Below are 22,434 nucleotides of genomic sequence, written 5' to 3' on the forward strand. Positions count from 1 at the left end.
TATTTTTTTGCTGCTTTGGCCCTTCTGTCCCATATCGGGGCCAAAGGCACAAGGTTAAGGCAAGCGCAAAAGCGCTGGCAAATCTGCCATATCGTGGAACACATAGGCCCCTTCCGCAGCAAGGCGCGCGCCGTCATCATGTTCCGCATAGCCAAAGCAGGGAATATGCGCCCGCGCGGCCGCTTTTGCGCCTGTGGGACTGTCTTCGATCACTGCGGCATGGGCGGCATCGCCCCCCATTTTCTCAGCCGCAATCAAAAACAAGCGCGGATCAGGTTTGGCCACGCCAAGTGTATGGGCCGAAAAGCGACTGCCCTCAAAGCGGCGCGCAAGCCCCGTTGCGCCAAGGGTAATCTCCATCTTTTCCTCGCTGCCATTTGAGGCCACGCAATAGGGAATATCTGCCGCCTCTAGCCGATCAAGCACGGCTTCGATTCCGCGAACGGATGGCAGGCCTTGGCGCAGGCGCGCGTAAATATCGCCGTAAATCTCATCAATCCAATCTTTGGGTAAGTCGGCCCCCAACTCGCGCGCGCGGGTCTCTACCCCCCGCATCGTGCCGCCCACAAAAAGCGTCATGCAATCGGCAAGTGACACCTGCAAACCATAACGTGCCAGATTGTCGACTAAGATTTGGTTCGTGATTGGCTCGCTATCCACCAAGACGCCATCGCAGTCGAAAATCACAAGTTGAGGGGCAGCGGAGAGGGGCATGATTAAAATCTTTGGGCTAGGGTGATCAGCGTGCCACCATAGCTGCGCTGATCAAGAAGGGTGAATTCTGGTGGCAAAACAGGGGGGGTGCTTTCCTCCCAAACCACAATGGCCTCGGGCGCGATCCAACCGCCCGACAGGGCTGCGGCAAGGGCTGCTTCGCCCATGGATTTTCCATAGGGCGGATCAAGGAAGATAAGGGTCGAGGGGGGCAATGTCGCGCGCCCCAGTTTCAGCGCGTCAATTCGGTGAATGTGGGTTGTCGCTTCGGCGCGGCAGGCAGTGACATTCTCGCGCAGAATGGCGCTTGATTTTGCGCCATTTTCCACAAATTGCACATAGCTTGCACCGCGACTATGCGCCTCCAACCCCAAGGCGCCCGTCCCCGCAAAAAGATCAAGGACGCGCGCCTCTGACACAAGATTCCCGCGCGCCCCGTTGATCAAAAGATTGAACAGGCTTTCGCGGACGCGGTCAGAGGTCGGTCGCAAATGTGCGGCCAGATCACCCGCGCCAAGCTCGGCCAATTTCTTGCCGCGCAATGTCCCGCCAATAATCCGCATCAGCGCAGGAGCGATTTTATATCGCCGCTTGTATCTTGAATGGCTGCGGCATCGGGGCTTTTGCCCGCCTCTATCAATCGCCTGGCGACCATATAAGCGCGGGGGTCATTCATCGCATCCACCGCCAAGAGCGTGTCGCCCTGATAATACCAATGCGAGCGCGCACCCTCGCCATTGTCGCGAATGACAATGCGATCATAGCCCGTGTTCAATCCTGCGATTTGCAGTTTCGTGTCATATTGATCCGACCAGAACCAAGGCTTTGGGACATAAGGTGTTGCAGCCCCAAGCATGTTACAGGCCACGGCCTCGGCTTGATCAATCGCGTTTTGGACCGATTCAAGGCGGATACGTTCCCCCCGATAGGGTAGGCTTGTGCAATCCCCAGCGGCCCAAATATGCGGAAGCGAGGTTGCCCCCATCTGGTTTGTTGCGATCCCCCGATCCAGCGCAACCCCTGCGGCTTCGGCCAGTTGGGTTTCAGGTATGATCCCTATGCCCACCAGAACCAAATCCGCCGCCAAAGTCTCGCCCGAGGTGAGATGCACTGCCTGCACCACATCGGTGCCACGGAGCCGATCAAGCCCCACGCCTTCGCGAATGGTGACACCATTGCCCTCATGCAAGTCGCGGAAATAAGTGGCGGTTTCTTCACAAGCGACACGGCCCAAGATACGTGGGGCGGCCTCGATCACGGTAACCTGCATCCCGCGCTTGGCGCAGACGGCGGCGGCCTCTAAACCGATATAACCGCCTCCGATAATCACAGCGCGTTTGCCGTCCTCTAATAGGGGCGCGAGCCTGTCGGCATCATCCATGCTGCGCATGGTTAAGACATTACCCAAATCGCCCCCTTGTTCGGCACTCAGACGGCGGGGTTCTGCGCCCGTGGTAAAGGCAAGTTGGTCATAGGTGAAAACCGCCCCCTCAGCCGTGGTGATGCTTTGTGCCGCGGCATCAATTTCGGTGATGGTCTGCCCAAGATGCAGGCTGATGTTCTGATCGGCGTAGAAGGTTTCAGGGCGAAGCAAGAGGCGCTCTTTCGGGCTTTCTCCCAAGAGATAGGCCTTTGACAAGGGCGGGCGCTGATAGGGGGGCACGCGCTCACGGCCAAAGAGCGCAATTTCGCCCTCATACCCTTCGCTGCGCAGTTTGGCGGCAAGCGCCGCCCCTGCCTGCCCGGCCCCAATAATTGCAATCCCTGCCATTTGCGCGCCCTTCGTCAGATTTGGTCTGGCGTTGTTTCGGCTTCACCCTATATGGGCGGATAGGATTTGCAAGAAGCGAGGGAAGCAAAAAATGTCCATCAGTGTCGGGGATAAACTGCCAGAGGCCCAATTGATCCGATTGGGGGCAGAAGGCCCAGAAACCGTGTCTTTGTCCGAGAAATTGGCAGGGCGTAACGTGGTGATTTTCGCCGTTCCAGGTGCCTTCACCCCAACCTGTCATTCAGCGCATGTGCCAAGTTTTATCCGAACTAAAGATCAGTTTGCATCAAAAGGCGTGGATGAGATCATCTGCATTTCGGTCAATGATCCGTTTGTGATGAAAGCATGGGGCGAGGCCACGGGTGCGACCGAGGCGGGGTTGACGATGCTCTCGGATGCAGGCAGCGCCTTTACCAAGGCGATTGGTATGGATTTCACCGCCGAGCCTGTTGGCCTTTTGGCGCGTTCCAAGCGTTACGCGCTTTATGCGCGAGATGGGGTTGTTACAGCCTTCCATCCCGAAGAAAGCCCTGGCACCTGCGAAATCTCAGGTGGCGAAGCCCTTTTGGCGGCGATCTAAAAGACATGCGCGCCCTGCCTCGCTTTGGGCAGGGCGCTCAGCTTGCAAGGCGATCCATGGCGCGGGCCAATTTGATGTCCAAACCTGTCAGGCCGCCTGCATCATGGGTGGACAGAACCACTTCGACACGGTTGTAAACGTTGAACCATTCGGGGTGATGATCCAGTTTCTCCGCCTGTAGCGCAGCGCGGGTCATCCAACCGAAAGCGGCAATAAAATTGGAAAATTGATAGGTTTTCGCGATTGCATCGCGGTTATCCACAAGTGACCATCCGTTTTCTATAAGGTTGGCCAGATCACTATCGCGCTCAGCTTGGGTCAGTTTTGCAATGCTCATTCTTGTTCCTCCACGGCTGTTTTCCGAAACGGGCCATAGCTGGTGAGGATCTCGATCTCCTCCTCCATCGCACGGGCTTCGGCTTTGAGATATTCTGCCACAGCGCGCGAAAAACTGGGCTCGCGCATCGCATGCAGCGAATAGGTTTCAACGGGCAGATATCCGCGCGCCAGTTTATGCCCGCCCTGTGCGCCCGCCTCGACCCGTGACAGACCTTGCGCGATTGCCCAGTCAATCGCCTGATAATAGCACAGCTCAAAATGCAGGCAGGGATGGTCTTCGACACAGCCCCAATAGCGGCCATAAAGCGTCTCGCGTCCGATGAAATTCAGCGCCCCCGCCACGGGCTGCCCCTCGCGCATGGCAAGGGCCAACAGCATATCGTCACGCAGGGTTTCATGGGCGATATCGAAAAAGCGCCGTGTTAGATAGGGCTGCCCCCATTTGCGCGCGCCCGTATCTTGGTAAAATTCCCAGAATGCATCCCAGTGATGCGGTTCGATCTGATCACCCGTCAAAAGCACAATCTCGCCCCCAAAATTCTGTGCTTCTGCCCGTTCTTTACGGATGTTCTTACGCTTGCGCGAGGAGAGCGCGGCAAGAAAATCATCGAAGGTTTGATAGCCCTGATTGTGCCAATGAAATTGCTGGGTTTTGCGTGGCAAGAGGGTGGCATCGGCATGGGCGGCCACCTCGTCCTTGGTGCAAAAGGTGATATGAAGCGAAGATAGGTGATGATCTTCCATCACCGAAAGCGCACCCGTGATCAGCGCGCGATCCCCAACACCTTCGGCTTCTGGGGCGACAAGCAATCTCCGCCCTGTGGCGGGGGTAAAAGGCACGGCGATTTGCAGCTTGGGGTAATAGCGTCCACCCGCCCGCATATAGGCATCGGCAAAAGCGTGGTCGAAGATATATTCGCCTTGGCTGTGCGACTTGGCATACATCGGCGCGCAGGCGATGATTTTCCCCTCGGATTTGACACTGAGATAGAGCGGCTGCCATCCTGTTCCCGTCCCAACGGAGCCGCTATCTTCAAGCGCCGCAAGAAATCTGTGGGTTGTAAAAGGGTCGCGGGGCCTGCCCCCATCGCGCGCTTCTGGGCAGGCGCAACGATCCCAATCTTCGGCATCAATTGCGCTGATCCGATCATACGTTTCGATGGTGAGATTGTCGTTGCTCATTGCGCGCGCTGTGACCCTGTTGTCAGAGTATGAGATGTGGCGCATGGCCCGCGCGGGTCAAGGCAGACCCGCGCAGCGCGAGTCCGCTTTAGGCGGAAATTTCGAAAATCGCTTCGATTTCAACCGCCACATTCAACGGCAAAGCTGCAGCGGAAACCGCAGAGCGGGCATGACGCCCTGCATACCCCAAGGCCTCAACCAGAAAATCCGAGGCGCCGTTTACGACTTTGGGCTGATCGGTGAAATCTGGGGTAGAGTTTACAAACCCCGTCAGTTTCACCACGCGGCGTAGACGCTGAAGATCACCGCCACAGGCCGCCTTAAGTTGGGCCAATAGGGCGATGGCGCAGCATTTGGCGGCAGCCACGCCTTCGGTCACGTCAAGATCGGCACCCAATTTGCCCGTAATCAGCGCGCCATCTTTCATCGAGATTTGGCCCGATACATAGACCATGTTGCCCGATTGCACGAATGGCACGTAATTGGCGGCAGGGGCGGGCGCGTCTGGAAGGGTCACGCCCAGTTCGGCAAGACGGGCTTCGTAGGTTTGGCTCATTGCAGTATCCCTTGTGATAACATTGCTTTGACCCTACCGCTGCCACAGCCGCCGCCAATTGGCAATTGCGATGCATTTTAGTGCAGCTGCAAATAACTTGGCCAAATGGGCACACATTGGTGATTAAATCTAAAAAATATTGTTTCTGACCTTGGGCTGGCCAACAGGCAGCACTAATCTATTATCCTCATGATGCGACTCATAGGATTTTGGTAAGTGGCGGCTGTGAAGACCTTTACATCGCAAAAGCGGGGAGCAAGAGCTGTGCTTGGCGCAGGTCTTTTTGCCATTCTGGCAGGCTGCTCGACCGTGGGCGATGGTGCAGCAAGCCGCAGCGCCAATGATCCTTTGGAACCCGTTAATCGCGGAATGCACGCGGTTAACAAAGGTGTCGATACGGTTGTTTTGCGCCCTGTTTCGATGGTCTATGGCACGGTTATCCCTGCGCCTGTGCGCACGGGTATCGGTAATATGGCCTCAAATTTGGGCGAGCCTTCAAATTTCGTGAATAATCTTCTTCAGGCCCGTTTGGATCAGGCGGCAACCAATGGGGCGCGGTTTTTGATCAACTCGACCATCGGAGTGGTCGGTCTGTTTGATGTCGCAACCCTGATGGGGATCGAGGGGCAACCCGCCGATTTCGGTGAGACGCTCCATGTTTGGGGCACGGGCGAGGGGGCGTATTTGGAATTGCCTTTATTCGGCCCGTCAACCACACGGGATGCAACGGGGCTTATTGTTGACTTTGCCATGAATCCCTTGGGGCATCTCAGCCCCAGTGATGATGCCCTGTCTGCTGCGCGGCGGGTGCGCGTAGCTGACACTGTTGGCGTGCGCTACGCGTTGCGTGGCACAATTGAGACAGTGCTTTATGACAGCGCGGATAGCTATGCGCAGTCACGACTAATTTATCTGCAGAACAGACGGTTTGAGTTGAACGATTTCGCAAGTGGTGATTTGGAAACCGTGAGTGGCGAGGGGGGGGCTGCATCCGCATCTGACCCCTATGCTGATCCATATCTGGATCCCTACGCGGATCCTTATGCACAGTGAAAGGTGGCCGCGCTATGTTTGACCGTCCAAACCGCCGTGCTGTGTTGACAGCCTTGATTGCGGCCTCGTCCTTTGCGCTTTCGACAGCGCATATGGCGCAAGGCGCGATGACCGAGGGCGATGCGGCTGCATTGATCCAGACCGTCAGCGCCGATTTGAACGCCATTGCATCGGGCAGTGCCGCGGCTTCGCCTGCACAGTTCGAGCGCATTTTGGATCGCTATGCGGATATGCCGATTATTGCCCAAACTGTCTTGGGGGTGGATTGGCGCAGTGCGTCAGATGCGCAGCGGCGCGGGTTCACACAGGCCTTGCGCGGGTATCTTGCCCGTAAATACGGCGCGCGTTTCCATGAATTTGAGGGCGGCTCAATCGAAGTGACGGGTGCACGTCCGATCCGCAGCTTTTTCGAAGTGCGCTCCCGCGCGCGTCTTGCGGGGCAGTCACCTGTTGAGGTGATTTGGCTCGTGTCTGACGGATCTGGGCAGCCGCGCATCTTTAATATCTTGATTGAAGGCATCGACCTTCGCAGCACCGAAGGCCAAGAAATGCGCTCGATTCTCGATGCCAATGGCGGCAGCATTGACGCCCTCATTGCAGCGCTCAACGCCAGTTGATTATTGGTCGCTGCGCCCTAAAAGCCCGCCCAAAACCTGCATCAAAATTTGCTCTGCGAGATCAGCCGCGCCGTCTAGGACTTGGCCTGTGCCCTCATTGGTGCTCAACACACGATTTGGCCCGCGGCTGCCTTCGGCGATTGGGTCAATCATCGGCAAAGGCGAGGCGGGTTGATTTGCTTGGATACGCTCCATTGTTTGGCGCCACAACTCAGCGGGTAATCCGCCGCCAGTGACACCTGTGAGAGGGCGGTTATCGTCATAACCCATCCAAACGCCTGCGACATAATCGGAGGTAAAGCCAATAAACCAAGCATCCCGCGCTGAGTTGGTGGTGCCCGTCTTTCCCGCCACCTCAACATCGGCAAGATTGGCCCGTTGCCCTGTGCCATTTTCGACCACTTGGTTCATCATATAGATCAATTGGCGCGCTGCATTATCCGTGATCACGCGCTCGCGAATACCACCTGTTTGGCCCATTAAGGGAGTGTCATCCCCCATCAGGCGCAATTCCAACAAGCCATAAGGCGTAACCGCAGAGCCACCATTCAAAATACCTGCATAGGCGCCCGACATTTCCAAGAGGCTTGATTCAGAAGCCCCAAGCGCCAAGGCAGGGCCAGCCGCCAAATCGCTGTCTATGCCGAATTCACTGGCCACCTGCCGCACCAAATCGCGGCCCACCTGTTCAGACAAACGCACCGCTGCGGTGTTGAGCGAGGCTTGAAGCGCCTCGGTCAGGGTGACCTCGCCATAAAATTCCCCTGAGTAATTCTCAGGTGACCATGCGCCAGAGCCTGGAATGTTCAATGTCAGCGGCGCATCAAGAATAAGGTCGTCAAAACGCCATCCCAAATCCAGCGCGGTTGCGTAGACAAAGGGCTTGAACGCCGAGCCTGTCTGCCGCTGCGCCTGTGTTGCGCGGTTGAACAAACCTGCCCCCCGCAGATCGCGGCCCCCGACCATGGCACGCACGGCCCCATCGGCGCTCATCACAACAATTGCGGCTTGCGCCTCTGATCCTTCGCGGACTTGGTTGGTAAAGACATCATTGATTGCGTCTTCAGCGGCGCGCTGCATGGCGGGGTCAAAGGTGGTGCGCAGGATCACATCTTCTGTGGTGTCGCGTGTCAGAAAGCTTGGCCCTTCGGACATGATCCAATCGGCGAAATATCCCCCCATATTGTCGCGGGCTGCATCCGAAAGCGTGGCAGGGTTGGCTCGCGCGGCGGATAATTCAGAGGCGGTCAAATACTCTTCGCGCGCCATGAGGCCCAAAATCACATTGGCCCGTTCTTGCGCACGCTCCAAGTTGCGGGTGGGGGCGAAATAGGAAGGTGCCACCAAAAGCCCTGCCAACATTGCGGCTTGGGGTGCGTTAACTTCGGCGGCGGAAATTCCAAAATACCGCTGCGCTGCCGCCTCAAACCCCCGAGTGCCCGCACCCAGATAGGCGCGATTGAAATAGATGCTCAGGATGTCATCTTTGCTGTAGCGCCACTCCATTGCGAGGGCGAAGGGCACTTCTTGTAATTTGCGGGCGATGGTTGTTTCGCGGCAATCGGCCTCATAGGCGGCTTCGCTGTCCCAAAGTTCTGGATCATAAGGTGTGCCCAAACACATCAGCTTGGCCACCTGCTGCGTGATGGTTGAGCCACCATGCCCCTGCAAGGGCCCGCGCCCCTCGCGCATATTAATGATCATTGCGCCCAAAATGCCGCGCGGGCTCACGCCAAAATGATTGTAAAAACGGCGATCTTCGGTTGCGACAACCGCATGCAAGAGGTGAGGGCTGACAGTGTCAGGTGTGATTGCGCCGCCAAATTGCTCGCCGCGCCATGCGAAAACCTCGCCGTAGCGATCTAACATCGTCACGGAGCCGCGCGCGCGCGCGTCTAACAGGTCAGACACGGGGGGCAGCTTGCTATAATAGTAGAAGGTGAAGCCAAATAGGATCAGCGCAAGCAAAAGCGCGCCACGCCACGCCACGGCAAACACCATACGCCCAATCCAACGGAAAAACCGCCCAAGCAGCGAATGATTGCCGCTTGGTTTTTTCTTCTTCTTGGAACTGCGCCGCGCAGGCCGAGCTGCACCGCTGCCACTGCGTGATGCAGAAGCGGAATTGCGGCGCGGGGCCACGAGGGGCCGTCTGCCTGAAGGGGGTTTGCTCATTTTGACCTGCCAATTTTTCTACAAAATAGGCCTTTTCGACTCACTTGTGGAGGGGGGAGCAGCCAAAGAAGTCATAAATCATGTGATTAATAATTAGGCAGATACCAAAATTTGCGCAAAATTTTTGCATTTTTCCCGTTCCAGCCCCTTGGAAACCGCCCGTTTTGTTGTCGCCACCCCCGTCTCACAGTGTTGTGAGAGCCGTGACGTCCTTAGGGGACAGCATCAACCGCAAGGGGTAAATGACGTGAAACTCATCATTGCAGCAATTAAACCGTTCAAGCTGGAAGAAGTGCGCGAGGCGCTCACTTCGATCGGCGTGCGCGGCATGATGGTGACCGAGATCAAAGGCTTTGGCTCGCAATCTGGTCATACTGAAATCTATCGCGGCGCGGAATATGCCGTGAACTTCGTGCCGAAAGTCAAACTGGAAATCGTGGTCGCTGATGGTCTTGCCGACCAGGTGGTCGACACCATCCACAAAACCGCCAAAACCGACAAAATCGGCGATGGCAAGATTTTCGTTCTGGACGTTGCGTCTTCGTTGCGCGTGCGCACGGGCGAAACAGGCGACGATGCGCTTTGAGCGCTCTTTCGACAAGAAGGACATCATTCCAATGAATACCAAATTCCTCCTTCCCCTCGCCGCCGTGGCCGCTTCGGTCGCGCTGCCTTCGATGGGGCTTGCACAGGACGCCACCGTTGCTACGGGTGAACCTGCGCTTCACACATCTTATATTCTGACGACCCTTCTTTTCTTGATGGGTGGTTTCCTCGTGTTCTGGATGGCGGCAGGTTTCGCCATGTTGGAAGCGGGTCTGGTGCGTTCCAAGAACGTAACCATGCAGCTGACCAAAAATATCGCGCTCTTTTCCTTGGCCGCGATCATGTATTGGTTGGTTGGCTTTAACCTGATGTATCCAGGCGATGGTTGGAGCATCGGCGGCTGGCTTGGGGCCTTCGCGCCAACCTCGCTTGAGCCTGTCGGCGTGTCCCCAGAAGATACCGCATTGGATTATGCATCTGTTGGTTCCGACTTCTTCTTTCAGTTGATGTTCTGTGCCACAACCGCTTCGATTGTTTCGGGCACCTTGGCCGAGCGCATCAAACTGTGGCCATTCTTGGTCTTTGTTGTCGTGCTGACTGGCTTTATCTACCCGATCGAAGCATCTTGGCAGTGGGGCGGCGGCTGGTTGTCTGAACTTGGGTTCTCCGACTTCGCTGGCTCAACCCTCGTACACGCAGCAGGTGGCTTTGCAGCACTCGCAGGTGCTATCGTCCTTGGCCCCCGTTTGGGCAAGTTCAAAGATGGCAAGACGAACCCAATGCCTGGTTCTAACCTTGCCTTGGCGACGCTTGGCACATTCATCCTGTGGCTGGGTTGGTTCGGCTTTAACGGCGGTTCGCAGTTGGCCATGGGCACTGTGGGTGACGTTGCGGATGTAAGCCGTATCTTCGCCAACACCAATATGGCCGCAGCAGCAGGTGCCGTTGCCGCCCTGATCCTGACGCAGGTTCTATATGGTAAGGTTGACTTGACCATGGTGCTGAACGGCGCTCTCGCAGGTCTCGTGTCGATTACTGCCGAGCCTCTTGCCCCGTCCTTGTTCGGCGCCCTGCTGACAGGTGCTGTGGGTGGTGTCATCGTGGTCTTTGCGGTGCCAATGCTCGACAAAATGAAGATTGACGATGTTGTGGGTGCAATCCCCGTTCACCTCGTAGCGGGTATCTGGGGCACACTTGCCGTGGCCTTCTACACAGGCAACTGGGGCGCGCAGATCATCGGTATCGTGGCAATCGGTGCCTTCGTCTTCGTCACCTCGTTGATCGTCTGGATCATCCTCAAAGGCATCATGGGTCTACGCCCATCCGAAGAGGACGAGATCCGTGGCCTTGATGTGGCAGAGTTGGGCATGGAAGCCTATCCTGACTTCACCAAAGGCTGATTGAAGAACGCGACCTCTGCCTGATCCTCCCTCCCTCCCTTCAGGCAGAGGCATACGAGAAAGGGCGCCCTATCAGGGCGCCCTTTTATTTTGCGCGAAAAAATCTATAGCTAAAAAGTATCAGAATTTAGCAATCGATTGTGTTTTTGTTGCGTTTTGGCCTGCCCATATCTGTATCACTGCTAAATTCTGGGAAGGTATTACATATGGAAAACAACGCTTCACAATCCGACACGGACGAAACACAAGTCACCACGGCCACTGTTATAGCATGGCTGAAGGCAGAGGTTGAATTCAAACTGCCGCGCGGCGTTATGGTGGGCGCTGGACTTGTTGCGGCGATCCTGTTGCTTGTTGCGCTGGACTGATATGCGCGGTGGACTGGTTTTTTTGGGCCTCATCAGGTTCAGCGTTCCGCAAGCGGTCATGGCCGAAATCACGCGCATTGCGGATTTGCAGCGCAACCAGTTTGATACGCGCAGACGGAACCACGCTTGCCATGCGGGTCTATGAGTAACGAAAAAGGGCGCCAAGATCAGGCGCCCTTTTGATCCCATCTGCGAGGTGAATTAGATCGTGTCTTCGATCCATTTCTGAAGCGCGGCTTTAGGCGCTGCGCCGACCTTGTTTGAAATCACTTCGCCATCTTTGAACATGAACAATGCAGGAATGCCGCGCACGCCCAACTCCATCGGCGAGGATGGGTTTTCATCAACATTCACTTTGACGATTTTCACCTTGCCCTCAAACTCGGATGAGAGCTCTTCCAAAGCGGGGCCAATTTGGCGGCAAGGGCCACACCATTCTGCCCAAAAATCAACGATGACGGGGATAGAGGATTGGCGAACTTCGCTATCGAAGGTCGCATCAGTAACTGCGGTCGTGGCCATGATATAGCCCTCCTTGGGATGCCAGTGGTTAACACGGAACCTATGAATGCCGTTGCCCCGCGTCAAGAACCCACGCCTTTCCCTGCGGCTCTTTGCAGCGCTTGTTCTAACAGATCATCGGGCAGTTCCATCAAGCTTGGCCCGCTTGTCCACAAAATGGCCAATTTCACGACCCGTGATGGATATAGCGCCCTGAGCATTTCGCCATAGGCCGCCATTTGGCGCAAATAACCTTCGGAAACCTCAGCAGGGCTTTGCGGCACGATTTGATTGGATTTGAAATCCACCGCCAACACTTCTGCATCGCGAAGGATCAAGCGGTCGATTACGCCATAGACCTGATGGTTCAATGTTTTGCTAAAGGCTGTCAGCGGCACTTCGGCCAAGGCATCTTCCACAAACAGCTCACGCAAATTGGGGTGGGTCAAGACGCGCTCTGCCTCTCTCAAGAGGGCTGCGCATTCCTCTGGGCTGCAATCACCCTCAGCCGCCAAAATCATCGGCGCGGTTGCAGCCCATGCGGCGGGTGTTGTTTTGGGCAAATGCTCTAACAACAGATGCAGACGCCGCCCCCGCAGTTTGGCTGCCTCCGCATCGCCCCATTGGGTTTTGAGGGCCGCCTCTTGCGGGCTGGGTGCGGGTGTCTCCCCCAAATCTGAAGGGCTGAGCGCAGGTTTGTCTTTTGCCTGTTGAGGCGGTGCTTGTCGCACCCATGAGGCGAGGGCTGCTTTCACCTGTGCAGAAACACCTTGAGGCGAGGCGGGTTCAGGGTCAGATGTGTCGAGAGCGTGACTATCCCAGTTGCCATTCTCCAGTCGCAGCCCCGTTTGCCCTGCCATGTCTATGGCTTTCACATTGGGCAGGTTTTCTGCGGCGGCGCGAATTTGATCATACCAACATAGTTTGTCGCCCGACTTTGCGGATAAATCACCTGCGGCTGCAATGACCAACCAAGTCTCTGCACGGGTCATTGCAACGTAAAGCAGGCGGTTTTCTTCCTCATTCTGCGCGGCTTTGCGCGCCTCGTAGGCTTCGCGCAGATCGGCATCGAGGTCGTCTGACGAATTCGCCCAAACCAGTGGCCCGTCTTTGGGTTCAAGCAGGTTAACCCCACCCCCGCCACGACTATTCTGTCGCGCTGTATCGGGCAGGATCACAATCGGGGCTTCTAAACCCTTGGCCCCGTGAATGGACATGACGCGGATTTGGTCATCATCCCCTGACATGTCCCGCTTGATGGTCACATCCCCGTGCCGAAGCCATGCAGCAAAGCCCGCAATGCTAGGCACATCGTGGCGCTCATAGCTCATCGCCTGTTGCAGCAGGCTGTTGATCCCATCCTCGGCCTCTTGCCCCAACCGCGCAATCAAAGCGCGGCGGCCACCTTTTTGGGTGAGGATATTTTCCAGAATCTCGTAGGGCCTCTCAAAATCGGCCTTGTTCCGCAACTCCCGCAGCGTGGACACGATCCCCGCGTAAGCAGAGTGGTTAGAGAGCGCCTGCCACAGCGTGCCCGCCCTGCCATGGGCTAACTCGTAAAGTTGGTCTTCGCTCAAACCGCCAAGGGGAGAGCGCAAAAAAGCGGCCAGTGAAAGATCGTCTTCTGGTGTCGCAAGAAAGTTCATCAATGCCGTGAGATCGCGCACAGCCAGTTCTGCGCTGATGCGCAGGCGATCCGCGCCCATGATGGGCAAATTCCGTGACTTGAGCGCACGGATGATTTGGTGAAACAAATCACTGCGCTTGCGCAGCAAGATCAAAAAATCACGCGGTCGCACAGGACGCGGGTCTACCCCTTTCAGGCGGATCATCTGCTTTGAATTGATTTTCTCCGAGATGAAATCAGCGATTTGATCAGCCAAAATCACGGTGTGGTGGCTGTCATGAACCAAATCCACGGGGCTGTCCCATTCGGGGATATCCGCTTTTTCGGTTTTTGGAATTGCGGGCCAAATATCCACCCGCCCGGGAAGGTCGCTAAAATAGGCCGCGTGTTCCACATCTTGACCCAAACCTGCATAGGCTTGATCGGCGGCCACGCGGTCAACCAATTGCAAAATGCTTGGCGCCGAGCGGAACGAATATTTCAGCACGTTTTTATGGAGTTTCGACTGCACCGCGGCAAGGCGATGATCAAACTCATCGCGCATGCGATCAAACCCTTCGGGATCGGCCCCTTGGAAAGAATAGATGGATTGCTTTTTGTCCCCCACAACGAAAATTGTGCGGGTCAAACCATCGCGCGCGGATTGGCCCGCCGCAAATTCTTCTGCCAGTTTTGCAATGATCTGCCATTGCGCGGGAGACGTATCTTGCGCCTCATCCACAAGCATATGGTCGATGCCGCCATCAAGGCGGAACAACACCCATTGGGCCAGACTGGTTTTGGTCAAAAGTCGATTGGTCAGCCGGATCAGGTCGTCAAAATCAAGCCAACCGCGCCGTTCCTTGGCGCGATCATATCGGGTGAGAAACTCTGCCGCGAATTGATGAAGCGCGTTTGATTTTTCAAACATGGTCAAGGCGCGGCGGGTCTGCCGCGCTGTTGCAAGGCGCTCCATGAAATCACAGAGGGCAGGGAAATCATCCCCCATTGCCTTGCGCACATCTGTGTTGAAAATTGTGGCGCCTTTGGCCTGATCTGGATTGGTTTTCGCCGTTGATCCGTTGACGAAAACATCTTCTATCGCAGCGATGGAAGCAAGGCTGTGTTTTGACCAATCATAGGTTTCTAGTGTGATCTTGGACTTTCTTTGCCTGTTGTTGTCATAGCTCAACAGCTTGGCCAATTTATCGCAAAGTGCCTGTTCATCCCCCATGAATGTTTCAGCGATCAGATCTGCAAAGGTCTTGGTTCCAAGCTCAAAAAACTGGCGCAGTTGGGCTTCTGTGGCGGCAGGATCAAACGCCTCTCGCTTGTTGATGACCGCCTTGGCCAGTTCGTGCCCATCGAGGTCAGACACAAACGGGGCGACCGCATCCAATGCGATACGGCCCTGTCCAAGACTATCGGTGGCCATATCTTCGAGGATTTCCGAGATGAGGTCGGTCTGGTCGCGATCGTCCATTTCCTCAAAGGCGGGCGATATGTGCGCCTCAACAGGAAAGCGCCGCAAAACTGAGGCGCAAAAGGAGTGGATTGTCTGGATTTTCAAACCGCCCGGTGCCTCGACCGCCCGCGCAAACAGCGTGCGGGCATGGGCGAGCGTGTCTGTGCCAAGGTCGTCCTCGGCTACCCCTAATTTCGCCAAGGCTTTGATTAACTCGGCATCGGCTAACATCGCCCATTTGCCAAGTTGTGCAAAAAGGCGATTTTGCATCTCCGCCGCGGCAGCCTTGGTATAGGTCAGGCATAAAATCCGTTCAGGCGGCACAGATTGCAGCAAGAGGCGCGATACGCGATCTGTCAGAACCCGCGTCTTTCCGGATCCAGCATTGGCCGACAGCCAAGTCGAGCGCAAAGGATCCGCTGAAATCACCTGCGCCAGTGTGGCTTCGTCAAATTTTTGCGGGGTCAGGGTCATTCTGGGTCAGCCTCCTGTGGTGGAAGCTCTGTTTCGTCCCATTCCCCGTAGCGTGCGAGGTGATCATAATCGCCGTCAAAATTCTGATCAAACACAGCGCGCCGCGAGATATAGCCTTTGTCGGGCGACTGATAGGCGCGGATGAGTGTCAGGAAGCTTTCATACATGCCGCGCAGATCATCTGCAGTGATGTAATCGCTGCCATCTGATTGTTTCCCAAGTGCAAGATAGCCATGCCCTGCAACGGTTTCAGGTTTGCCCGTAAAAGCGCCCGCTTCGGCCATCAAAGCCTCAAGCCAAAGTTGCTTCGTAAAGTTCGCTTCTTGCTTGGGCGTTGGAGCGGATCCTGTCTTATAGTCGTAAATCCATAAATTCCCGTTTTGATCGCGGTCAATTCGATCTGCACTGCCTGTGAGGGTGAAATCAATTTCGGCAATCGGCCAAGATCCTTTGGCCTCAAGCAATTCAGGGGTTTGGGTTTGGCGCCGCTTCGCTTCTCCTTCAAGAAACCAATCGGCGAATTTAACGACTCTGGCGCGCCACATCCGTTGGGCCGAGGGCCATGGGACATCTGTGGCGAATACCTCATCGGCCAAGGTCAAAAGGTTTGTTCGGGCGGATGTCAGGTCGCTGAAATCTTCGGCACTGCGGCATTGGTCAACGAAGCGTTCCAACACGCGGTGCAGCGCGGTTCCCCGATCTGCGGCACTGGGCAGGGCGTTTAATTCGCCCAATTTATAAAGACCCAATACATAGCGGGCGTAAATCGCATAAGGGTCGCGCACGAGGGTCTCTATGCGCGTCACCGAAAGGGATTTTGGTCGCGCATCGGCGGGGGGCTTTGGGGCAGGTCGTTTGGCGCGTGGCTTTAGGTCTTGTGCCTCTGGTTTGTCGATCTCTGCGGCAAGGCTTAACCAAAACGCGCCCCGTTCGGTCATTTCCCTCAAGGCCGTGCGGCTTGCATCGCTGCTGCCACGAAGGAGATTCACCAAGCGGTTGAGCCATCGGGACGGGATGGTGGCGGACTCTGCATCGCGTTTGGCGCGGGTGAGCCAAACTTCCTGCGCGCCGAGTGCCTGTTGGAAATCATGCGCGGCAAGGCCGATGCGCCGATCTGGGAGGCGCAACCCCGCCTCAGCCCGCATGGCGCGATTAAGCCATGGATCAGCGCCGCTTGAATTGGGCCAAACCCCTTCGTTCAGCCCTGCAAGGATTAAAAGATCTGCGCCTTGCACCCGCGCCTCCATCGGCCCCCAGATCAACAGATCTGCATGTGGTCGAACGGGGTTGCGCAAAAGGGCCTCGCTGAGGATGCCAGAAAAGAGGTCACGATAATCACGCAAGCTCACTGCGCCTGCGGCATCGGCTTCTTCGCCTAAGCGGTTCATCAGGCGTAGCGCCTCTTCGCCCGCATTTTGGCGCCAAAGTGCGCCCGATGCTTCGGCCTCGGTTGTGGCCTGAGGGCCCGCTGCCAAACGCTCGGCCCAGGCGATATGGGCGCGCACGAACTCAACCATCGCACCCGATTGTGGCAACACGGGCCGATCTATCAATTCGCGGCAAACCCAGTCCGCCCAGATCATCAGGTCTGGATCATCGGTTTGCTTCGCTGCCCAATCCATAATCTGAGATCGTTTTGGGAACGCCCACAGACACCGCCGCATCTTTTGTTCTAGCTCACGGGTGCGGCGCAGATGCGCGCCCCGATCTTCGCCGCCAGAATGACAAAGGGGGTGTTTGAGCATGATCAACAACTGCTCGCCCGTTAAAGGCGCAAGCATTAGATCACTGACATGGCGCAAGAAGCGCCCCGTTGCCGTTTCCCCCAAGGGCACGCCCGCAGAATCGTCAGGATAGAGCGACCATCTGGCAAGAATGGCACAGGCCTGACGCACCAAAATCCGATCAGGGCATATTAACGCGACCCGTTTCTCCGCCTCGATGGCGTGACGCAGTCCGAGGGCGATGCTCATCGCCTCCTCGCGCGGGGTTTCAGCTTCAATCAAGGTTACATCGCGCAGAGCGCCTTGGGGATCGCTAAGTTTTGGCCCTTCCTCAAGCCATTGATCCGTTTGTGGGGCAGGTCTTAGGGCAAGGGATACAAGGCGATTGCGGTTTTCATTATGGGGCGTGGTTTCAATCCAACGGGGGATTTCCCAAGGGTTCACATTCAAGTCATGCGCAAATTTCGCCAATCGGTATTGCGGATGGTCTTGCCCCGTCAGGCCGCCCGTGGGGCCATCGCCCGACAAAAGCGCCTGCCAAATGTCATGCGGCAGATCATAATCCAATCCTGGCAGAACCACCGCGCCGTGATTAAGCCCTGCAACCGCCTTCATCAGACGCGCGGTGGCCCCGCGTGACCCTGTTGAACCCGCAATAATCACGGGATGGTCAGGTGGGTTGTCCTGCCAATGTTGCGCTAAACGATCAATCAAACTGCTTTGGCGTGCAGCTTGGGTGAGCAGCTCGGGGTTGTCCTCAAAATAGTGCCGCAGGATTTTGATGAACTCTAGATTGCGCTGCCAATGTTCTGAATGTCCTTCGACATTCAGACGCTCTAGCACCTCGGGCGCGACTCGTTCTTCGTGCATTTCGGCCAATAAATCGGCAAGGCTATCGGCAAGCGACCAGATCGAGGCACGCGGTGCTAAATCAGGGGCTGCATCCAAAAGTCGCCCGACCAGTTGCGCCAAATGCAAACGCAGCCGCAAATCTGAGGCAGGTTGTGCCATACCACCCAAATCAGGCAGATGCGCCATGGCCTCGAAGGGCCGAATGCGGGGCAAAAACGCCGCCTCTTTGCGCAGATATTGGGCGCGCAGATTTCGTTCCATTCGGGCGGAGTTCACCCAAATTTCCACGTGCGCAATCGCCTCGGGTGGTTGCCCTGCAAGCCGTGCGTCCAGCCCTGCAATCAATGCTGAGGTAAACTCTACCCCGATGGGGGTGGCAAAGAGGCTTCTCCCGCTCATGTGAGGGCGACCTTTTCGGTGGCAAGCAATTCTTCTGCTGACGTGATCCCCTCTGGATGCCCAACATCGGCCCATCCGCCCTGATGGATGACACCAAATAGCCTTCCCTCTCGCGCAAGGGTTTCCCACAGCATCCGAAGGCCGAACTTGGGGATATCCATGGCGGCGATTGGTGCGGTCTTTAGGATTTGTGCGCCTGTGAACACATAGGGCTTTTGGGGGTCGTCAAACAAAATCCGCCCCGATGCATCAAGGCCCAAGTCACCATCCCCCTGACGGCCTGTGGCCTTGTCCCGTGGGATGAGCAGCATCAGCGCATCCATTTCTGTGGGCCGCCAAGCAGCAGATAGCGTGGCAAAGGGGTTTGGGCCCGTCCAAACATTGTCAGAATTCAGTGTAAAAATCGCAGTATCCGAGAAGTAGCGCAGGGCATGGCGAATACCGCCGCCTGACTCCAAAATCTCTGGCTGCTCTTCGCTGAGTATAACCTCGTCTTTGCGCAGATGGTGGCGCATTTGATTGGCGTGATAATGGGTGTTGATCACGCATGGCGCGGCATGCCCCGCGCGCGCAACATCAAGCGCATGGTCAATCAAGGCCCGTCCCGCCACCCGCAGCAACGGCTTTGGCGTGGTTTTGGTTAACGCCCCCATACGCGTGCCAAACCCTGCGGCCATGATCATTGCACCGCGGGGGGCGTGATCGGCGTTGGATTGCAGATAATGCGCGCAGATCGCACGCGCTGTTGTGGCCAAAGGCGCAAGCGTTGGATGGTCTAAAGCGCGAAGAATATGGGCGGCAACCCGTGGCATATGCCGCAGATACCCTGTTTTCCCTGTCCGCGCGAGGCGGCGGAACAGCCCCAAAATACGGAAGTTGCGTTGCAGCGAGAGCAGGCTTGTCCTCAGGATCATATCATCTTCGCTGATGTTCAAAATATGCGCATGATCGCGGATCAATGTGGTGCGCAATTCCAGCGACAGATCGCGGCGTGCATCATCAATCAGCGAGACAAGATCATAGCCTTTGGGGCCGCAGAGTGCGTCTTGAAAATCAATCACGCCCGCACGTTGCAGCCCTGTACGGTCAGGTAGCCAAATCAGATTTCCCGCATGGAAATCGCGCAACACCGTCACAGGCACGCCCCGCAAGATCCATGTTGAAAGGCCTTGCAGGTCGTTTTGAAAGGCGGCTTGTTCAGATTTCAGCGCGTGATCTTCGGGTAATTCTTCAAAGGTGACTGCGGTCAATCGCGCCAATTCAGCGGCGGCCAAAATGGGTAACCCACCCATTGCGCCCGTCCGCGCCAAAACCGCCAAAAGATCATGCGCGGTGCGATAAATCTCAACCTCATGGGTCAGGCCTTGATCCAAAATTGCGCTGTAGGTTTGATCACCAAAATCCTCAACCAAGAGGAAACCTGCATCAGCATCTTCGCCAAAAACTGTGGGCGCCGACAAGCCCAAGCCGCGCAAATAGGCGGCCACATCGCGAAACGCTGCTTGGCTTTTGATTTCGCTCTTGGGCGTCTGCATCAGAACCGCACTATAGTCGTCTGTGAGATGCAGGCGGGTATAGTTGCGCGCCGAAGCATCGCCTGCAACTGGGCTTGGCTTGGCCATGCCCCATCCCATGCGGTCGAGAAAAGCGCGTGCCTCTGGTGAGAGCGTGGTCATGGATACCTCTCGGCCAAGGCGCAAAGTTGCGGAAGTTTGGGATGATCTTGGGACGCACAGAGCCTGATATGCCGCTGATCAGGCGCGCTTTGGTCATAGAGGAACGAAAGCCAGATTGTGCGCGTTGACAGATCGGCTATCATCCGTTCGGGCCATTCGATCAGGCATATTTCGGTTTCAAACGCATCTATAAGGCCCAACTCATCCACATCACGCGGATCACCGAGGCGATACAGATCAACATGCCAAATCTCACAGGGGCAGGCCTCATAGATTTGCACCAGCGTAAAACTTGGGGAGGGGATGTCCTCCACGCGTCCGATTTGCGCGAGTCGGGTTCGGATCACCCCACGCGCGAAATGGGTTTTACCTGCGCCAAGATCACCAGAAAGCGCCAAAACATCACCTGGCTCCAAAAGCGGCGCGAGGGCCTCTGCAAATTCTGACATGGCTTCGGGCGAAGCCAAGCGCAGATGCGCATGGCAAGGTGGTAAATCAGAGAGGGGTGCAGCGGATCCATCAGACATTGCGCCAAGTTTACAAGGGATCAGACGGGGCGCAAGCCATAGAGAAGGGATCGGCCTTCGATATTTACCCGTTTTGTGATGTGGCGTAATTCATCAGCATTGTGATTGGTGACGTTGCCCGTGTCTCGGTACTGGGCTCAACCGCCTGTGGGGGTGGGGGGCGTTGCCCTGATTTTTGCAGACTCGTGCGGAATTTTATCATCGTGCGCCCCGATTTCAGGGGCGTGAGATAGATATTGAGCCGTCTGCCATCCGACATCCAGACCACATCACTCATGCTAGAGCGCACTTCGCCTTGCGCCTGTGTCATGGTTTGGCGCAACTCCTCCCAGACAAGATGCGGCAGACAGCGCCCCTCCCAGATTTGGAGGGCTTGCGCAAAATCATCGCGCGTCAACCGCTCACGCGGGTCATCTTCCCACAGCATCGCATAGGCGGCGTTGGAAACCTCAAGCTCACCATTGCCATTGAAAATCGCAATTGCCTGTTCGTCATGATCCAAGGCGGATTGGTAGATCTCCATATCTGCGCGAAATTTTCGTGTAAGCGACATTTCCGAGCTTATATTCTCAAAGATCAGCGCAACCGCTCCATCAGGGTGGGGACGGCCCAAGACGCGAAAGCTTTGACCATCAGGTAGGTTCCAGATTTCTTCGTAATTGCCGTTTTCTGCGCCTTTTTCCAACGCGATCAGGCTTGAGCGCCACGCGCGGTAATCCCGTGGTTCTGGCATACGGCGGTTGTCACGCAATTGATCAAGAAATTCAAAGAGGCTGGGTCGCCCGCTAAGCCAACGGGGGTCAAGCGTGGAAAGCTCAACCAAGGCAGCGTTGAACAAGATTAATTCGCGCTTTCGGTCGAATATGGCCAAACCAACAGGCAGATGGGCAAAGGTTTTCGACAGGGTCTGAACGAAGTTCCGCAAAGAGCGTTCTGCGGCGACAAGACGATTGCACGGCGTGGCGATATAGAGTGACCCATCTGTTGGCGGTTCCAATTCTGCGGTTTCACCTACGGGCGCGGTGCGATGTTGGCGCACCTCATACCACAATTTGCCATCAGGCCCTGTGCCCCCGCTGGGAGGATGGTCTGGCAGCAACCCAACGCGCGCTTTGTCCTCTTGTGCGCCGGCCTCGGCCAGACTGTCGCAGAACACATCGGGGATTGGCCATAACACCACCCCCGTTTCACCGCGCAAACGCTCGACAAGGTCAAAATAGGCGGCATTGGCCCAAATAATTTTCCCGTCCACGTCATGGCGCCAAATCGGATAGGGGTTTGCTTCCATAGCGTGGCGCAATGTTTTTGTTTCTTCTTGCAGGCGTTCAAGGCTGTCATGGTCAACAATGCTGCGCTGACCGCTATGGGTGAGCGGCGAGACAGTTATGGTGATCTGCCCATCTTCAAACCCGCCACTGAGCGAGATTTCATCTTGCCCCAATCGACCGATCAGCAGGAACCCCTCGCCATGGCGTGACAAACGATCCATCTTGCGGCGGATATCTGGGTGCAGATGCTCTAAGCCTAGGGCAAGATTGCGCCAAGCGCCTGCGCGATCCTCGGGATCGGCCAAATACCAATCAGTGGCTTCGACATCTGAAATCAGGTAATTTTCGCGAAACACATATTCCCGCATCGCATCTTGCGGGATGCGATCCATCCGCCCCCCCAGTTTGCGACCTTGTTGCAAAATGACAAACTGAACCATCAGGCTGGCCACCAAAGCCGCCAAGAAGCTGACACCACCGACAATGAATAGCGGGTTTGCGCCGATTGCGGCCATACCCTCACCCCCCAGAGATGTGCATCGTCCAATTAATATTGGCGCGCTCACTGTTCAGAATGAACGCGCGCTGCGTGAAGGGCATAAACACCCCTTGGGGATAACACTGGGGATTAAATCTTAATA

At 56.2% G+C, this 22,434-nt stretch carries 19 protein-coding genes; 6 read left to right on the forward strand and 13 right to left on the reverse strand.

Features of this window, described 5'->3' with window-relative positions; genetic code table 11:
* Positions 1-54: 54 nt before the first annotated feature.
* From RYZ18_RS12330 to RYZ18_RS12340, 3 genes are read right to left on the reverse strand one after another with little or no spacing between them, the layout of a single operon-like run.
* The gene (locus RYZ18_RS12330; protein WP_317657157.1) at positions 55-714 is read right to left on the reverse strand and encodes an HAD family hydrolase; all 660 of its coding nucleotides are present in this window, start codon (positions 712-714) and stop codon (positions 55-57) included.
* Positions 715-716: 2 nt separating this feature from the next.
* Complete coding sequence (gene rsmD / locus RYZ18_RS12335) at positions 717-1,277, reverse strand: 16S rRNA (guanine(966)-N(2))-methyltransferase RsmD (RefSeq protein ID WP_317657158.1); 561 nt, start codon at positions 1,275-1,277, stop codon at positions 717-719.
* Positions 1,277-2,485: an NAD(P)/FAD-dependent oxidoreductase gene (locus tag RYZ18_RS12340; protein WP_317657159.1), complete on the reverse strand. Its 1,209-nt coding sequence runs from the start codon at positions 2,483-2,485 to the stop codon at positions 1,277-1,279. Before RYZ18_RS12340 ends, rsmD begins: the two co-directional genes overlap by 1 nt.
* Positions 2,486-2,576: 91 nt before the next feature.
* Between RYZ18_RS12340 and RYZ18_RS12345 the strand changes: the two genes are divergently transcribed.
* The gene (locus RYZ18_RS12345; RefSeq protein WP_317657160.1) at positions 2,577-3,065 is read left to right on the forward strand and encodes a peroxiredoxin; all 489 of its coding nucleotides are present in this window, start codon (positions 2,577-2,579) and stop codon (positions 3,063-3,065) included.
* Positions 3,066-3,102: 37 nt separating this feature from the next.
* Here the strand turns inward: RYZ18_RS12345 and RYZ18_RS12350 are convergent, their stop codons facing one another.
* From RYZ18_RS12350 to RYZ18_RS12360, 3 genes are all read right to left on the reverse strand, one after another.
* Positions 3,103-3,402 (reverse strand): 4a-hydroxytetrahydrobiopterin dehydratase, encoded by a 300-nt coding sequence (locus RYZ18_RS12350; RefSeq protein ID WP_317657161.1) that lies wholly within the window; start codon positions 3,400-3,402, stop codon positions 3,103-3,105.
* Positions 3,399-4,586, reverse strand: coding sequence for a GNAT family N-acetyltransferase (locus tag RYZ18_RS12355; protein WP_317657162.1), 1,188 nt, complete (start codon positions 4,584-4,586; stop codon positions 3,399-3,401). The genes RYZ18_RS12350 and RYZ18_RS12355 overlap by 4 nt, the downstream gene beginning before the upstream one ends.
* A gap of 88 nt (positions 4,587-4,674) precedes the next feature.
* A complete protein-coding gene (locus tag RYZ18_RS12360; RefSeq protein WP_317657163.1) occupies positions 4,675-5,142 on the reverse strand; it encodes a RidA family protein in 468 nt (155 codons plus the stop codon).
* A 216-nt stretch (positions 5,143-5,358) separates the two neighbouring features.
* Between RYZ18_RS12360 and RYZ18_RS12365 the strand changes: the two genes are divergently transcribed.
* Entirely contained in the window at positions 5,359-6,195 is an 837-nt protein-coding gene (locus RYZ18_RS12365) for a VacJ family lipoprotein (RefSeq protein ID WP_317657164.1), read from the forward strand.
* Between the two features lie 14 nt (positions 6,196-6,209).
* Complete coding sequence (locus RYZ18_RS12370) at positions 6,210-6,812, forward strand: phospholipid-binding protein MlaC (protein WP_317657165.1); 603 nt, start codon at positions 6,210-6,212, stop codon at positions 6,810-6,812.
* On the opposite strand, the gene RYZ18_RS12375 is transcribed toward RYZ18_RS12370, so the two are convergent.
* The gene (locus tag RYZ18_RS12375) at positions 6,813-8,987 is read right to left on the reverse strand and encodes a transglycosylase domain-containing protein (RefSeq protein ID WP_317657166.1); all 2,175 of its coding nucleotides are present in this window, start codon (positions 8,985-8,987) and stop codon (positions 6,813-6,815) included.
* A gap of 247 nt (positions 8,988-9,234) precedes the next feature.
* On the opposite strand from RYZ18_RS12375, the gene RYZ18_RS12380 reads away from it, so the two are divergent.
* The 3 genes from RYZ18_RS12380 to RYZ18_RS12390 all read left to right on the forward strand — a co-directional run bounded on the left by RYZ18_RS12380 (position 9,235) and on the right by RYZ18_RS12390 (position 11,301).
* Positions 9,235-9,573 carry a P-II family nitrogen regulator gene (locus RYZ18_RS12380; protein ID WP_317657167.1) on the forward strand — a complete coding sequence of 113 codons (339 nt, stop codon included), beginning with the start codon at positions 9,235-9,237 and terminating at the stop codon, positions 9,571-9,573.
* 31 nt (positions 9,574-9,604) lie between these two features.
* On the forward strand, positions 9,605-10,933 hold the full coding sequence (locus RYZ18_RS12385; protein WP_317657168.1) for an ammonium transporter: 1,329 nt from the start codon (positions 9,605-9,607) through the stop codon (positions 10,931-10,933).
* A 206-nt stretch (positions 10,934-11,139) separates the two neighbouring features.
* Positions 11,140-11,301: a hypothetical protein gene (locus RYZ18_RS12390; RefSeq protein WP_317657169.1), complete on the forward strand. Its 162-nt coding sequence runs from the start codon at positions 11,140-11,142 to the stop codon at positions 11,299-11,301.
* 201 nt (positions 11,302-11,502) lie between these two features.
* Here RYZ18_RS12390 and trxA read toward each other — a convergent pair whose 3' ends face one another.
* The 6 genes from trxA to RYZ18_RS12420 form a co-directional block, all read right to left on the reverse strand.
* A complete protein-coding gene (gene trxA / locus RYZ18_RS12395) occupies positions 11,503-11,823 on the reverse strand; it encodes a thioredoxin (protein ID WP_317657170.1) in 321 nt (106 codons plus the stop codon).
* Between the two features lie 62 nt (positions 11,824-11,885).
* Positions 11,886-15,347 (reverse strand): double-strand break repair helicase AddA, encoded by a 3,462-nt coding sequence (gene addA, locus RYZ18_RS12400; protein WP_317657171.1) that lies wholly within the window; start codon positions 15,345-15,347, stop codon positions 11,886-11,888.
* Complete coding sequence (gene addB, locus RYZ18_RS12405) at positions 15,344-18,322, reverse strand: double-strand break repair protein AddB (protein WP_317657172.1); 2,979 nt, start codon at positions 18,320-18,322, stop codon at positions 15,344-15,346. The genes addA and addB overlap by 4 nt, the downstream gene beginning before the upstream one ends.
* A complete protein-coding gene (locus tag RYZ18_RS12410) occupies positions 18,319-19,998 on the reverse strand; it encodes a phosphotransferase (protein WP_317657173.1) in 1,680 nt (559 codons plus the stop codon). The genes addB and RYZ18_RS12410 overlap by 4 nt, the downstream gene beginning before the upstream one ends.
* Positions 19,995-20,525, reverse strand: coding sequence for a tRNA (adenosine(37)-N6)-threonylcarbamoyltransferase complex ATPase subunit type 1 TsaE (gene tsaE / locus RYZ18_RS12415; RefSeq protein WP_317657174.1), 531 nt, complete (start codon positions 20,523-20,525; stop codon positions 19,995-19,997). Before tsaE ends, RYZ18_RS12410 begins: the two co-directional genes overlap by 4 nt.
* A gap of 64 nt (positions 20,526-20,589) precedes the next feature.
* The gene (locus RYZ18_RS12420) at positions 20,590-22,308 is read right to left on the reverse strand and encodes a PAS domain-containing protein (protein ID WP_317657175.1); all 1,719 of its coding nucleotides are present in this window, start codon (positions 22,306-22,308) and stop codon (positions 20,590-20,592) included.
* Positions 22,309-22,434 lie beyond the last annotated feature (126 nt).

This window comes from Roseovarius sp. 10 (assembly GCF_033100315.1).
Classification (GTDB): Bacteria; Pseudomonadota; Alphaproteobacteria; order Rhodobacterales; family Rhodobacteraceae; genus M30B80.

Excerpts from the sequence above, each read along its gene's own strand:
- RYZ18_RS12360 (WP_317657163.1), bottom strand. The coding sequence starts at position 5,142 with ATGAGCCAAACCTACGAAGCCCGTCTTGCCGAACTGGGCGTGACCCTT.
- RYZ18_RS12370 (WP_317657165.1), top strand. The coding sequence starts at position 6,210 with ATGTTTGACCGTCCAAACCGCCGTGCTGTGTTGACAGCCTTGATTGCG.
- RYZ18_RS12410 (WP_317657173.1), bottom strand. The coding sequence starts at position 19,998 with ATGACCACGCTCTCACCAGAGGCACGCGCTTTTCTCGACCGCATGGGA.
- RYZ18_RS12340 (WP_317657159.1), bottom strand. The coding sequence starts at position 2,485 with ATGGCAGGGATTGCAATTATTGGGGCCGGGCAGGCAGGGGCGGCGCTT.
- RYZ18_RS12385 (WP_317657168.1), top strand. The coding sequence starts at position 9,605 with ATGAATACCAAATTCCTCCTTCCCCTCGCCGCCGTGGCCGCTTCGGTC.
- RYZ18_RS12375 (WP_317657166.1), bottom strand. The coding sequence starts at position 8,987 with ATGAGCAAACCCCCTTCAGGCAGACGGCCCCTCGTGGCCCCGCGCCGC.
- RYZ18_RS12350 (WP_317657161.1), bottom strand. The coding sequence starts at position 3,402 with ATGAGCATTGCAAAACTGACCCAAGCTGAGCGCGATAGTGATCTGGCC.
- RYZ18_RS12355 (WP_317657162.1), bottom strand. The coding sequence starts at position 4,586 with ATGAGCAACGACAATCTCACCATCGAAACGTATGATCGGATCAGCGCA.
- RYZ18_RS12345 (WP_317657160.1), top strand. The coding sequence starts at position 2,577 with ATGTCCATCAGTGTCGGGGATAAACTGCCAGAGGCCCAATTGATCCGA.
- RYZ18_RS12390 (WP_317657169.1), top strand. The coding sequence starts at position 11,140 with ATGGAAAACAACGCTTCACAATCCGACACGGACGAAACACAAGTCACC.
- tsaE (WP_317657174.1), bottom strand. The coding sequence starts at position 20,525 with ATGTCTGATGGATCCGCTGCACCCCTCTCTGATTTACCACCTTGCCAT.
- RYZ18_RS12420 (WP_317657175.1), bottom strand. The coding sequence starts at position 22,308 with ATGGCCGCAATCGGCGCAAACCCGCTATTCATTGTCGGTGGTGTCAGC.
- RYZ18_RS12330 (WP_317657157.1), bottom strand. The coding sequence starts at position 714 with ATGCCCCTCTCCGCTGCCCCTCAACTTGTGATTTTCGACTGCGATGGC.
- addA (WP_317657171.1), bottom strand. The coding sequence starts at position 15,347 with ATGACCCTGACCCCGCAAAAATTTGACGAAGCCACACTGGCGCAGGTG.
- rsmD (WP_317657158.1), bottom strand. The coding sequence starts at position 1,277 with ATGCGGATTATTGGCGGGACATTGCGCGGCAAGAAATTGGCCGAGCTT.
- addB (WP_317657172.1), bottom strand. The coding sequence starts at position 18,322 with ATGAGCGGGAGAAGCCTCTTTGCCACCCCCATCGGGGTAGAGTTTACC.
- trxA (WP_317657170.1), bottom strand. The coding sequence starts at position 11,823 with ATGGCCACGACCGCAGTTACTGATGCGACCTTCGATAGCGAAGTTCGC.